General features: G+C 64.0%; 10 protein-coding genes. 4 read left to right on the forward strand and 6 right to left on the reverse strand.

What is annotated here, in order from left to right:
* Positions 1-2 precede the first annotated feature (2 nt).
* The 6 genes from IEW58_RS05085 to IEW58_RS05110 all read right to left on the reverse strand — a co-directional run bounded on the left by IEW58_RS05085 (position 3) and on the right by IEW58_RS05110 (position 7,060).
* Positions 3-359: a response regulator gene (locus IEW58_RS05085; protein WP_188644128.1), complete on the reverse strand. Its 357-nt coding sequence runs from the start codon at positions 357-359 to the stop codon at positions 3-5.
* Positions 359-1,807 carry a sensor histidine kinase gene (locus IEW58_RS05090; RefSeq protein ID WP_188644129.1) on the reverse strand — a complete coding sequence of 483 codons (1,449 nt, stop codon included), beginning with the start codon at positions 1,805-1,807 and terminating at the stop codon, positions 359-361. Before IEW58_RS05090 ends, IEW58_RS05085 begins: the two co-directional genes overlap by 1 nt.
* Positions 1,808-1,889: 82 nt before the next feature.
* Positions 1,890-3,926, reverse strand: coding sequence for an RNA polymerase sigma factor RpoD (gene rpoD, locus IEW58_RS05095; protein WP_188644130.1), 2,037 nt, complete (start codon positions 3,924-3,926; stop codon positions 1,890-1,892).
* 11 nt (positions 3,927-3,937) lie between these two features.
* Positions 3,938-5,836, reverse strand: a complete 1,899-nt coding sequence (gene dnaG, locus IEW58_RS05100; protein WP_188644131.1) for a DNA primase — start codon at positions 5,834-5,836, stop codon at positions 3,938-3,940.
* Positions 5,837-5,874: 38 nt separating this feature from the next.
* Positions 5,875-6,597 carry a hypothetical protein gene (locus IEW58_RS05105; RefSeq protein ID WP_188644132.1) on the reverse strand — a complete coding sequence of 241 codons (723 nt, stop codon included), beginning with the start codon at positions 6,595-6,597 and terminating at the stop codon, positions 5,875-5,877.
* Between the two features lie 10 nt (positions 6,598-6,607).
* Positions 6,608-7,060 (reverse strand): GatB/YqeY domain-containing protein, encoded by a 453-nt coding sequence (locus IEW58_RS05110; RefSeq protein ID WP_188644133.1) that lies wholly within the window; start codon positions 7,058-7,060, stop codon positions 6,608-6,610.
* A 150-nt stretch (positions 7,061-7,210) separates the two neighbouring features.
* On the opposite strand from IEW58_RS05110, the gene carA reads away from it, so the two are divergent.
* The 4 genes from carA (at position 7,211) to greA (ending at position 12,862) form a co-directional block, all read left to right on the forward strand.
* A complete protein-coding gene (gene carA / locus IEW58_RS05115) occupies positions 7,211-8,389 on the forward strand; it encodes a glutamine-hydrolyzing carbamoyl-phosphate synthase small subunit (RefSeq protein WP_188644134.1) in 1,179 nt (392 codons plus the stop codon).
* Entirely contained in the window at positions 8,386-8,955 is a 570-nt protein-coding gene (locus IEW58_RS05120) for a DUF6680 family protein (RefSeq protein ID WP_188644135.1), read from the forward strand. Before carA ends, IEW58_RS05120 begins: the two co-directional genes overlap by 4 nt.
* Complete coding sequence (carB, locus tag IEW58_RS05125; protein WP_188644136.1) at positions 8,955-12,278, forward strand: carbamoyl-phosphate synthase large subunit; 3,324 nt, start codon at positions 8,955-8,957, stop codon at positions 12,276-12,278. The genes IEW58_RS05120 and carB overlap by 1 nt, the downstream gene beginning before the upstream one ends.
* 107 nt (positions 12,279-12,385) lie before the next feature.
* Positions 12,386-12,862, forward strand: coding sequence for a transcription elongation factor GreA (greA, locus tag IEW58_RS05130; protein WP_188644137.1), 477 nt, complete (start codon positions 12,386-12,388; stop codon positions 12,860-12,862).
* Positions 12,863-12,868 lie beyond the last annotated feature (6 nt).

The raw sequence follows: 12,868 nt of genomic DNA on the forward strand, positions 1-12,868 counted from the left end.
CCTCAGCCTTGGGAGAAGCGGGAGAACGCCTGGCGAATCGCCTCCAGATTGTAAGGCTTCGTGACCGTTGGCACCTTGGCGAAGGCAGCCTCGTGGAGGTTGTCTCCGTAGCCCGAGGCGAACACGAATGGGATGCCTTTCGAATTCAGCGACTCGGCAACGGGGAAGCTTTTCTCCCCGTGCACGTTCACGTCGAGGATCGCGGCGTCGAGCGGTTGTTCGGCCAAGGCCTCGTGCGCCTGGGCGAGCGTGGCGGCGACCACGGGGATGGCGCCGGCAATGTCGAGATGATCTTCAAGCGCCATGGCAATGATGGGCTCGTCCTCCAGAACGAGGATAGTCTTGCCTTCGAGGTCCATCAGCCGTTCTCTCCGATATTCGTCACGACGGTGCAATGCAGGCCCAGGGGATGGAAGTCGATGCTGGTCTTGGCGCTACCTTCGGCAGACAGGCCCCTCTCGATCAGGCGGGTGCCGAAACCGCGCCTTGCCGGTTGAACCACCGGCGGTCCGCCGCTTTCCCGCCAGTCGATCTCGAGCCGGCGCTTTCCCGGCTCTCCGGTCACTTGCCAGCGCACGTCTATCTTTCCCTCGGCGTTGGCGAGCGCGCCATACTTGAGCGCGTTCGTGCTCAGTTCGTGCACCAGCATGGCGAGTGAGACTGTCGTCTGCGGCGGGAGTGAAAGCGCAGGGCCGACGAGCGTGACGCGGTCTGCTTCGCTCCCCAGCGTCGCCTGGACGGCGCTTCGGATGGTGTCTTTCAGCCTGGCCGCTTCCCAATTTCTCTCGGTAAGCAGGCTGTGCGCCGCGGCCAAGGCGTTCAGCCGTGCATCCAGCGCCTTCAGCCCATCCGCCGCCGCATCGATGTTGCGAAAGGATTGTGCCGCCAGGCCCTGGACGATCGCCAGCGTGTTCTTCACCCGGTGATTGAGCTCGTTGATGAGCAGTTTCTGTGCTTCGGAGGCTTCCACCTCGTCGGTCACGTCATAACCCTGGACGAAAATCGCGGTAACGCTGCCAGCGTCGAAGATGGGTTGGTAGACGAACGTCAGGTAACGGCGGCTCAGGGCCTCCGATCCTTCGCTCCGCAACATGATCGGCTCGCGCTCACCTACGTAGACTTTGCCTTCCGCGCGAACGCGGTCGAGCAGGTCGATGAATCCCTGTTCGACGACCTCCGGCAAGGCATCTGCGGCTGCCTTGCCCATCAAGTCCCGCTCCCCGACCAGGCGGTGATAGGCGGCGTTCGCCATCAGAAAGACATGCCGCGACCCGCCCACCACGGCGACGAACCCCGGCGCCTGTTCGAACATCCGCCGGAACCGATCGCGTTCCTCGGCAAGATCGCGGTTGCGGGCCTGGATGGCATCCGCCCGCTGGACCAGGCCCGCTTCGTCGCGGGAGCGGCGCAGGCTGTGGAGTTCGGTGACGTCAACCGTGTGCTGAAGGATGAAAGCCAGACCCCCCGCCGAATCCTTCACCGGCGTGTGGGTAGCGCTCCAGTAACGCACTTCCATTTCACCGGCGGCGTTCGCGATGTCGTACCGGATCAGCGCGATTTCATCGCGCTCGCCCGTGCGCAGGACGCGGTCGAACGACTGGCTTAGAAGCTGGTGGCTCTCGCTTCCCGGATCGCTCGGGAACGCCTCGAACATCCTCTTGCCGAGTATGTCCTCGGCCCGGCGCAGGGTAGCAGCCAGGTAGGCGTCGTTCATCCAGACGATCGTCAGATCCCGATCCATGACAACGTAAGGATTGGGAGATCCGGCGAACAGCGAGGCGAAATCTATCGGAGGCAGTTCGCTCATATTCTGTCGCTGCATGAGTGGCGCTGCGCCACATGTCAAACGGGCCGCGCTTGAAAAAACGCGGCCCGAACGATTGCCTGACTTACTGGTCGAGGAAGCTGCGCATCTTCCGGCTTCGGCTCGGATGCTTCAGTTTCCTCAGCGCCTTTGCTTCGATTTGACGAATTCGTTCGCGCGTCACCGAAAATTGCTGGCCGACTTCTTCGAGCGTGTGATCGGTGTTCATCCCGATGCCGAAGCGCATGCGCAGCACGCGTTCCTCGCGCGGAGTGAGCGATGCCAGCACCCGAGTAACGGTTTCCTTGAGGTTCGACTGGATCGCCGCATCCACCGGGATGACCGCATTCTTGTCCTCGATGAAATCACCCAGGTGCGAATCTTCCTCGTCGCCGATCGGCGTTTCGAGGGAGATCGGCTCCTTGGCGATCTTCATCACCTTGCGCACCTTTTCGAGCGGCATCGACAGGCGCTCGGCCATTTCCTCGGGCGTCGGCTCGCGGCCGTGCTCGTGGAGGAACTGGCGGCTGGTGCGGACCAGCTTGTTGATCGTCTCGATCATATGGACCGGGATGCGAATCGTGCGCGCCTGGTCGGCGATCGAGCGGGTGATCGCCTGCCGGATCCACCAGGTCGCGTAAGTCGAGAACTTGTAGCCGCGGCGGTACTCGAACTTGTCGACCGCCTTCATCAGGCCGATATTCCCTTCCTGGATGAGGTCGAGGAATTGCAAGCCGCGGTTGGTGTATTTCTTGGCGATCGAGATCACCAGGCGCAGGTTCGCCTCGACCATTTCCTTCTTGGCGATGCGCGCCTCGCGCTCGCCCTTCTGGACCATGTTGACGATGCGCCGGAACTCGGGGAGCGACATGCCGGTCGCCGCCGCGATGTCCGCGATTTCGGCGCGGATGCGTTCGACCGCGTCGGCTTCCTTCTCGGCGAAGGCGGCCCACTTCTTGTCCTTCTTGGCATTCGCCTGCAGCCAGGAATCGTCGAGTTCGTTGCCGATGTAGGCATTGAGGAAATCGGCGCGCTTTACCTTGTGACGCTCGGCGAGGCGCAGCATCTGGCCGCCAAGCGTCGTCAGGCGGCGATTGAAGGCATAGAGGTTGTCGACCAGAAACTCGATCTTGGTCGCGTGGAACTGCACGCTCTCCACTTCCGCGGTGAGCTGCTCGCGCAGGTCCTCGTACTTCTTTTCCTTGGCCTTGGGGAATTCTTCGCCCCGGCCCAGAACGTCGACGCGTTCGGCCTGGAGTTTTTCGAACTTCTTGAAGAGGTCGGTGATACGGGCGAAAGTCTCGAGCGCCTCCGGCTTGAGCGCGGCTTCCATCTGGGCGAGCGAAAGAGTGTTATCCTCTTCCTCCTCCTCTTCGACGCGGCGCGAACGCGGTTCGCCGTCCTCGTCCTCGTCGGCCTCTTCTTCTTCCTCGACCTCTTCCTCCTCCTTGAAGGAAGGGCCGGCGGTCGCTTCGGAGATCTCGCCGTCGTCCTCGTCGTCCTCGGCGTCCTCGGTCATTTTCTCGACCGGCGGCTCCTTCGACAGCATGGCGTCGAGATCGAGAATCTCGCGCAGTTGCATTTCCTCGTTGTTGAGCGCTTCGGACCAATGGATGATCGCGTGGAAGGTGATCGGGCTTTCGCACAGGCCCATGATCATCATGTCGCGACCTGCTTCGATGCGCTTGGCGATGGCGATCTCGCCCTCGCGGCTGAGCAGCTCGACCGCCCCCATCTCGCGCAGGTACATCCGCACGGGATCGTCGGTGCGCTCGACGGTCTCTTTCTTCTTGGCCGCGGCGGCGGGCTTCGCCGGCTTGTTGGATGCGCCTTCCTCATCATCGTCTTCGTCGACGATTTCCTCGGCGTCTTCCTCGCTCTCCCCTTCGGCCTCGGCATCTTCGTCGGTTTCGACGATGTTGACGCCCATTTCGCTGATCGCGGACATCACGTCCTCGATCTGCTCGGACGACATCTCGTCCTGGGGCAGCGCCTCGTTGAGTTCGTCCACGGTGATGTAACCGCGGCGCTTGGCCTTCGCGATCAGCTTCTTCACCGACGCCTCGTTGAGGTCGATGAGCGGTGCGTCGTCCTTGCCGGTGGCGTCTTCTTGCGTGGCCATTTCGTCTCGCGTCATTCGTGATTCTCGTCCGGAGTGCCGGGGTCTGCCACCGGAGAGTCAAATTCGGGTTGAGCCGCGCGCGCGGCTCTGCGGCTCGCCATTAGCCCGAGTCGTTTCTCGAACGCCAGCTTTCGTTTAAGCAGCCGTTGCTGCTCGGCAAATGCGGCTTCCGGGTCGGTCTCGAAGCGCGCGGTGGCCGCTGCCAGGGCAGCTTCCAGCGCGGGCCGTTCGACCAGTAACGCCACGGCTTCGGCCAGGTCTTCGCGCGCGTCCCGCGGATCGGCGCCTTCATCGAGGAAGGCAAAGCGGCTTTTGTCCGGCGGCGGAGCGAACCCCTGTGGCGCGGATATGGGCGTGTCGCCCGCGTGTTCAAGCATTTCGGCCGCTTCGATCAGCGATTCGAGGGCAGGGCCGTTGCGCCCGTCGCTCGCGGCAAAGCTCGCGAGCGGATCGGCGTGAACGAGGATCTGGTCGGGGAAACGCAATAGCCCGGCGATCACGGCCCCTGCCAGGAGGTCGCGCGATCCCCCGTCCGCTGCCTTGCGGAGCCGGCCCGCTGCAGCCGGATCGAGAGCGGGCGCCATCGGCTTTCCGAACCCGCTTCTCCACTCGCGCCTCTCGCGGGGCGGGCGGGGCGGCTTGGGAGGGAAAGCAAATTCGGAAAACCTGTCGAGCAGTTCGCGGCGATAGAGCGCCTTGATGTCCGGATGCTGGATCGCCTCGCAATGATCAAGCAGCCGCGCCTTGAGACCCGCCTTCTCTTCCGGAGTGCGCAGCGGCGCGGCATCGCGCTCGAACGCCCACAGGGTGTCGATCATGCTGGCGGGGCTGGCGAGGAGGTCCTCCATCGCCTTTGCGCCCTGCTGCTTGATAAGGTCATCCGGGTCGAGGCCCGCGGGCAGTCGCACGATCGACAGGGTCTTGCCCGGAGCTAGCATCGGCAGCGCGCGGCTGATGCCCCGCATCGCCGCGCGTTGACCCGCGCTGTCGCCGTCGAAGCACAGGACCGGAGCATCGACCATCCGCCAGAGCAGTTCGAGGTGCCGCTCGGTGAGCGCGGTTCCCATCGGCGCGACGGCCTCTTCGAAACCGCCGGCGGCCATTGCGACCGCGTCCATCTGGCCTTCGACCACGATCATGCGCCCGCTCCGCCGCGCGGTGGGGCCAGCGCGGTGGAGGTTGAACAGCGTGCGCCCCTTGTCGAAAAGCGGAGTATCGGGCGAATTCAGATACTTGGGCGCGTCTTTCTTGTCCGCGTCGAGGATGCGTGCGGCGAAGGCGATCACCCGGCCGCGGGGATCGTGGATCGGGATGGTCAGTCTCTCGCGGAAGCGGTCGTAGGGCTCCTTGTCGTCCACTGCGATCAGCAGACCCGCCTCGACCAGCATGCCCCGGTCGAACTGGCTAAGCGCCTTCGCGATCGCGTTGCGCGCAGCCGGTGCGTAGCCGAAGCCGAAGCGCTCCAGGGTGTGCGCGTCGAACCCGCGTCCGGCGAGATACTCGCGCGCCTTCGCGCCGCCTGGCGTGTCGAGGTTGCCGCGGAACCAGTCCTGCGCCGCCTGCATCACGTCGTGGAGGCCCGCCTGTTGCTCGGCTCTCTTCGCGGCGCGCGGATCTGGGGCGGGAACTTCGAGGCCCGCCTCGGCGGCGAGCTCCTTGATCGCATCCATGAAGGAAAGGCCGCGCTGGTCGGTCATCCAGCGGATTACATCGCCATGCGCGCCGCAACCGAAGCAGTGGTAGAACCCTTTCTCGTCGCTGACGGTGAAGCTGGGCGACTTCTCGTTATGGAACGGGCAGCAGGCCTTCCACTCGCGGCCGGCGCGCTGGAGCTTGGTGGTGCGCATGACCACGCCGCTCAGCGTCACCCGCGCGCGCAGTTCGTCGAGCCATTGCGGGGAGAGCGCCATGCGCCCTCAATGCGGGCGAATCGCGCCCCGATGCAACCTCAAGCGCAGGCGTTGGCCACGCCTTCACGCGCTGCCGGATAAAATCCCATGCCAATCGCCTCGGTACTGTCGGCATCGAAGGCGTAGGCCTTGGCGGTTCCGGCCGGGGGCAGGGTGGACTGCCAGTAAAAGGTCAGCGGCTCCTTCTGCTCCCACTGGTTGCCGCCGTCGCCCGCGCTCACGGTCCAGACGATCCTGCCCGCATCGCATGAGACCACGACGTCAGCCTTGGGGCCGATAGCGGCGAGCGCTTCGGGCTTGGCGTAGCCGGCCTTGCCCGTGAAGCCGTGCGCCGGCATCGTCATGCGGAAGGCGGTCGCCCGCTCGATGTCGCTGGCGGTGTTGTGCGCGCCGATGCCGGTATCCTCGTCGTTGTCGCCGCCGGGATAGACCACCATCACGTAGGTATAGACGGTGCCAGCCGGCGCGATTTTCGGGTCGCACGGGTCCATGCCCTTGGGACAGGCGACGAAGCTGCGCAGGTCCGCGAAGCTACCGGCCGCGTTCGTCATGGCCACGGTCTTCTCGCCGATCCGGCCGCCAAGGGTGAATTCGGTCAGGTCGCCCGCAGGCAGCGCCTTGGCCTTGGCGACCGCCTCGCCATCGCTGTTCACGCGGTTGAGGTCGGTCACCTCCTGGTCCTGCACCTCGCGCTGGCTCGGTTCGTCCGAGCATCCGGCAGCCAGCAGCGCCAGTGCGCCCGCGGCGATCAGCTTCCTCATGGTTTCCCTCTTACGACAGTGCCTCTTTGACCAGCCGGCTGGCGGTCTGCATGTCGAGCACAGTGCCGTGGCGGGCCTTTAGTTCCGCCATCACGCGGCCCATATCCTTAATGGATTCAGCGTTTAAGGTTGACTTGATGTCCGCGATCGCGGCGCGGGTTTCGTCGTCCGAAAGCTGGGCGGGGAGGAACTCCTCGATAACCTTGAGTTCTTTCCGCTCCTGCTCGGCCAGTTCCTCGCGATTACCGTCAACATACATGGTTATCGACTCGCGCCGCTGCTTGGCCATCTTTTGCAGGACGTCGACCACCAGCGTGTCGTCGTCCGGCTGTGACGAGGCGGTTCGCAGCTCTATGTCCCGGTCCTTGAGCTTCGCGAGGATCAAGCGAACCGCGGCGAGGCGCTCCTTGTCGCCGCCTTTCATCGCCGCGATCTGGGCCTGCTTGATGGTGTCGCGGATCATGGAAATGCGCCTTTCGGATTGAAGCTGGAGGATGCGGCGGCCACTTAACCCGAGAAACGGCGCTTGGACAGGTTGACGAGTGCGGGCCGCGCGCCTAGCGGCTGGGACTTAGCAACATCGCCGGAAAACACCTGACTCGGAGCGCCACCCATGGCCGACGCCGCACATAGCCACGCGCAACCTGAAGGCGCGACCGGCGTGCTGGTATTGGCCGATGGAACCTGCATCTGGGGCAAGGGCTTCGGCGCAACCGGCAGCGCGGTGGGCGAGGTGTGCTTCAACACCGCGATGACCGGCTACCAGGAGGTGATGACCGATCCCTCCTACGCCGCGCAGATCGTCACCTTCACCTTTCCTCACATCGGTAACGTCGGCGCCAACGCCGAGGACGTCGAGAGCCAGGTCGAAGGCGCGGTCGGCTGCGTGGTGCGTGAGGCGGTTACCCCGCACTCGAACTTTCGCGCCGAGATGGAACTGGGCGACTGGCTCGCTGCCAAGGGCAAGATCGGCCTGTCGGGAGTCGATACCCGCGCGCTGACCCGCCGCATCCGGCTGGCCGGTGCCCCGAACGCAGTCATTGCGCACGATCCCAAGGACCGGTTCGACATCCCAGCGCTGGTGAAACGCGCGAAGGATTGGCCGGGGCTCGAAGGCATGGACCTCGCCGCCCGCGTCAGCCGCGAGGACCAGGAACAGTGGGGCGGCGGCTATTGGGAGCTCGGCAAGGGCTACAGCCGCGCATCGTGGACCGGCGAAGGCGGCAAGCCCAAGCCGCATGTCGTCGCCATCGACTACGGCAGCAAGGACAACATTTTCCGCAATCTCGCCAAGGCGGGAGCGCGGGTGACGGTGGTGCCGGCGCAGACCTCGCTCGCGGAAATCGAGGCACTGCAGCCCGATGGCGTGTTCCTCTCCAACGGCCCGGGCGACCCGGCGGCGACGGGTGAGTATGCGGTGCCGACCATTCGCGCGCTGCTCGACAAGGACGTGCCGATCTTCGGCATCTGCCTCGGCCACCAGATGCTCGGCCTCGCCGCCGGTGCGAAGACGAGCAAGATGCACCAGGGCCACCGCGGCGCGAACCATCCGGTCAAGCGGCTCAGCGACGGCGTGGTCGAGATCACCTCGATGAACCATGGTTTCGCGGTCGATAATCAGTCGTTGCCGGAGGGAGTGGAGGAGACGCACGTTAGCCTGTTCGATGGCTCCAATTGCGGCATTTCGCTCAAGGGCAAGCGCGCGTTTGGGGTGCAGTACCACCCTGAGGCGAGCCCCGGCCCGCAGGACAGTTTCTATTTATTCGAGAAGTTCGTGGGGATGTTGGGGTGAACGGAGACACCTTCCTTGGGCTTGAGCTCTATGAACTGCTCACCTTGCTGGGCATCATAGTCGGGCCAATAGTCGCCGTACTCATCACCCTTTGGATCGATGGAAGGCGTAAGGACCGCGATCAAAAGCTGACTATCTTGCGAATGCTGCTCGCAACCCGGCACGTTCCAGCTGACCCTTCCTTTCAACTCGCGATCAATCTGATCCCCGTTGAATTCGGTCGAAACAGGTCAGTTATGGATGCCTACAAAGAATTCATCGAAGCGATCAACGTTTCGCTCGATGGGGTGAACGATGAGCGGATTGTCAAGAACACTGAGACCAAGACGATCAGGCTCGTTTTTGAAATCGCACGATCCCTTGGGTTTGGTATTCGAGAAACTGATTTGCAGACGACTGGTTATGCCTCGTCTGGATGGGCCGAACGCGAGCGTCTGTTGATGGATTCCCAGAAGGCGATGCGTGACGTTGCCACCCAACTCATGCTGCAAACCAGATTGAACGCTGGCGCGCAGTTGTCTCTCGAAGAGAGGCGCTACATCGGAATCCCGGACGAGAGCCAATAATGCCCAAACGCACTGACATCTCTTCGATCCTCGTCATTGGCGCCGGGCCGATCGTCATCGGGCAGGCGTGCGAGTTCGATTATTCGGGCACGCAGGCGATCAAGGCTTTGAAGGAGGAGGGGTACCGGGTGATTCTGGTCAACTCCAACCCCGCCACGATCATGACCGATCCCGAGTTCGCCGACGCGACCTATGTCGAGCCGATCACGCCCGAGATCGTCGCGAAGATCATCGAGAAGGAGCGGCCCGACGCGCTGCTCCCGACGATGGGCGGGCAGACGGCGCTCAACACCGCGCTCGCGCTCTACAACGACGGCACGCTCGATCGCCTGGGCGTGCAGATGATCGGCGCCGATGCCGACGCGATCGACAAGGCCGAGAACCGCCAGCGCTTCCGCGAGGCGATGGACAAGATCGGCCTCGAAAGCGCGCGCAGCGGCGTTGCCAACACCGTCGAGCAGGCCTTTGAAGTGCTGGAGAGAACCGGCCTCCCGTCGATCATCCGGCCGAGCTTCACACTTGGCGGCACAGGCGGCGGCATCGCTTACAACAAGGCCGAGTTCGAGCGCATCGTGCGCGAAGGGCTTGACGCCAGCCCGACCACCGAAGTCCTGATCGAGGAATCACTGCTCGGCTGGAAAGAGTACGAGATGGAGGTCGTTCGCGACCGGAACGACAATGCCATCATCATCTGCTCGATCGAGAACGTCGACCCGATGGGGGTCCACACCGGGGACTCCATCACCGTCGCCCCGGCGCTGACGCTGACCGACAAGGAATACCAGATCATGCGTTCGGCGAGCATCGCCGTGCTGCGTGAAATCGGTGTCGAAACAGGCGGTTCGAACGTTCAGTTCGCAGTCAATCCGAAGGACGGGCGGCTGATCGTCATCGAGATGAACCCGCGCGTCTCGCGCTCGTCGGCGCTCGCCTCGAAGGCGACCGGCTTCCCGATCGCCCGCGTCGCCGCCAAGCTGGCGGTCGGCTACACCCTCGACGAGATCACCAACGAGATCACCGGGGCGACCCCCGCCGCGTTCGAACCGACGATCGACTACGTCGTCACCAAGATACCCCGCTTCGCGTTCGAGAAGTTCAAGGGCGCCAAGAACGACCTGTCGACCGCTATGAAGTCCGTCGGCGAAGTCATGGCGATCGGCCGCAATTTCCAGGAGAGCGTGCAGAAGGCCCTGCGCGGGCTTGAGACCGGCCTCGACGGATTCAACCGCGTGGTCGAGCTGGAAGGCGCGCCGCGGGACGAGATCTTCGCTTCCCTAAGCAAGCGCACGCCCGACCGCCTGCTCAAGGTGGCGCAGGCGTTTCGCGAGGAAATCGAGCTGGACGAGATCGCCCGCATCACCGGCTACGATCCGTGGTTCCTGCGCCAGATCGAAGAGATCATCTACGAGGAGAAGATGATCGATCACCACGGCCTGCCGCGCAACGCGCAGGAGATGCGGCGGCTGAAGGCGATGGGCTTTTCGGACCGGCGCCTCGCGACGCTGGCGGTGCGTTCGGTCGGTGTGGCGGGTGGGCTGGGGGAAACCCAGGCCAAGCGCGCCGGGTTGCTGCACGACACCTTGCGCGCAATGGCGGGGGCGACCAGCGAGAAGGAAGTGCGCCAGTTGCGCCGCAAGCTGGGCGTGTTCCCCGTGTTCAAGCGCATCGATAGCTGCGCCGCCGAATTCGAGGCGATCACGCCTTACATGTATTCGACCTACGAGGCGCCGACGTTTGGCGAACCGGAGGACGAGGCCATGCCGAGCGACCGGCGCAAGATCGTCATCCTGGGCGGCGGGCCCAACCGCATCGGGCAGGGCATCGAATTCGATTACTGCTGCGTGCACGCCTGCTTCGCGCTGACCGAGGCCGGCTACGAGACCATCATGGTCAACTGCAATCCTGAGACGGTGAGCACCGACTACGACACTTCGGACCGGCTTTATTTCGAGCCGCTAACTGCGGAGGACGTCCTGGAAATCCTCCGCGTCGAGCAGCAGAACGGGGAATTGGTTGGCGTCATCGTCCAGTTCGGCGGGCAGACCCCGCTCAAGCTCGCCCAGGCGCTGGAGGACGAGGGTATCCCGATCCTCGGCACTTCGCCCGATGCGATCGACCTGGCGGAAGACCGCGAGCGGTTCGCCAGGCTGGTGACAGACCTCAAGCTCAAGCAGCCGGCCAACGGCCTCGCCCGCACCCGCGACGAGGCGGCCGCGATTGCCAACCGGATCGGCTACCCGGTGCTTCTGCGGCCTTCCTACGTGCTCGGTGGCCGGGCAATGGAAATCGTCGACAGCGAGGCCCAGCTCGACAACTACATCGCCACCGCGGTGAACGTGTCGGGTGACAGCCCGGTGCTGGTTGACCAATACCTGCGCGATGCGATCGAGTGCGATGTCGATGCGCTGTGCGACGGCACCGAGGTGCGCATTGCCGGCGTGATGCAGCACATCGAAGAGGCCGGCGTCCATTCGGGCGACAGCGCCTGCACCCTGCCGCCTTACAGCCTGCCTCCGCAGATCGTTGCCGAGATGGAGCGCCAGGCCGCTGCGCTGGCCATAGCGCTGCGCGTGAAGGGGCTGATGAACATCCAGTTCGCGGTCAAGGACGGCGAAGTGTTCCTCATCGAGGTGAACCCGCGCGCGAGCCGCACGGTGCCCTTCGTCGCCAAGGCGATCGGGCAGCCGGTAGCCAAGATCGCAGCGCGCGTGATGGCGGGTGAAACCCTGGCCAGCTTCCCCCAGTTCAAGCGGGATTTCGATTACATGGCGGTCAAGGAGGCGGTATTCCCCTTCGCCCGTTTCCCCGGCGCCGACCCGGTCCTCACTCCGGAAATGAAATCGACCGGCGAGGTGATGGGCATCGATCGCGATTTCCCCACCGCGTTCCTGAAATCACAGCTTGGCGCGGGCGACCGCCTGCCGAGCGGGGGCGTGCTTTTCGTCTCCGTCAAAGACAGCGACAAGGCGGCCATCGTCCCCGCCGTGCGCGCCCTGATCGAGCACGGCTTCACTGCCATCGCCACGGCAGGGACCCAGCGTTACCTGGCCGACCAGGGCCTGCAGGTCGAACGCGTGAACAAGGTCGCGGAGGGTCAGCCTCATATCGTCGACAGGATCATCGACCACGAGGTCGCTCTGATCTTCAATACGACCGAAGGCTGGCAATCGCATCTGGACAGCCAGTCCATCCGCGCCAGCGCGCTTTCGGCGAAGGTCCCGTATTATACGACCGCGGCGGCGAGCCTGGCCGTGACGCGTGCGATAACGGAAGTTAACCCCAGCCAGCTTGAAGTGCGTCCGTTGCAAGACTATCATAGCTGAACCAGACAAGGCTCTCCCCCGACATCGCGACCGAACGGGGCTGTCCCACGGGCAGCCGGTTAGCGATTTCTTGTTGTCGGGGGGCGGGCAGAGAGAAAGATTGCAAGATGGCTACGATGGAAAAGGTGCCGATGCTGGCCGAGGGTTACGAGCGGCTTACCGCCGACCTGAAGGCCTATCGCGCGGAGCGTCCCAAGATCGTCGATGCGATCGAGGAAGCGCGCGCCCATGGCGACCTTTCCGAAAACGCGGAATACCACGCCGCCAAGGAGCGGCAGGGCCAGGTCGAGGCGCAGATCGCCGAGCTGGAAGACCGCATCAGCCGCGCGCAGATCATCGATCCGGCATCGCTTTCGGGCGACCGCATCGTGTTCGGCGCCACCGTCACCCTGCGCGATGACGAGGACAAGACCGTCAAGTACCAGATCGTCGGCCAGACCGAAGCGGATGCAAAGGTGGGGCGGATCAGCTACAACTCGCCCCTCGGCCGGGCGCTGATCACCCGCAAGGTGGGCGATGAAATCGAAGTGACGGTTCCCTCCGGCGACAAGTTCTACCTCGTCGAGAAGATCGAGTTCATTTAGGCATCG

Source organism: Tsuneonella deserti (genome assembly GCF_014644315.1).
In the GTDB taxonomy this organism is placed as follows: Bacteria; Pseudomonadota; Alphaproteobacteria; order Sphingomonadales; family Sphingomonadaceae; genus Tsuneonella; species Tsuneonella deserti.

Bases quoted from the DNA above. Each gene is read 5' to 3' on its own strand.
- IEW58_RS05085 (WP_188644128.1), bottom strand. From the start codon at position 359: ATGGACCTCGAAGGCAAGACTATCCTCGTTCTGGAGGACGAGCCCATC.
- IEW58_RS05090 (WP_188644129.1), bottom strand. From the start codon at position 1,807: ATGAGCGAACTGCCTCCGATAGATTTCGCCTCGCTGTTCGCCGGATCT.
- rpoD (WP_188644130.1), bottom strand. From the start codon at position 3,926: ATGGCCACGCAAGAAGACGCCACCGGCAAGGACGACGCACCGCTCATC.
- dnaG (WP_188644131.1), bottom strand. From the start codon at position 5,836: ATGGCGCTCTCCCCGCAATGGCTCGACGAACTGCGCGCGCGGGTGACG.
- IEW58_RS05105 (WP_188644132.1), bottom strand. From the start codon at position 6,597: ATGAGGAAGCTGATCGCCGCGGGCGCACTGGCGCTGCTGGCTGCCGGA.
- IEW58_RS05110 (WP_188644133.1), bottom strand. From the start codon at position 7,060: ATGATCCGCGACACCATCAAGCAGGCCCAGATCGCGGCGATGAAAGGC.
- carA (WP_188644134.1), top strand. From the start codon at position 7,211: ATGGCCGACGCCGCACATAGCCACGCGCAACCTGAAGGCGCGACCGGC.
- carB (WP_188644136.1), top strand. From the start codon at position 8,955: ATGCCCAAACGCACTGACATCTCTTCGATCCTCGTCATTGGCGCCGGG.
- greA (WP_188644137.1), top strand. From the start codon at position 12,386: ATGGCTACGATGGAAAAGGTGCCGATGCTGGCCGAGGGTTACGAGCGG.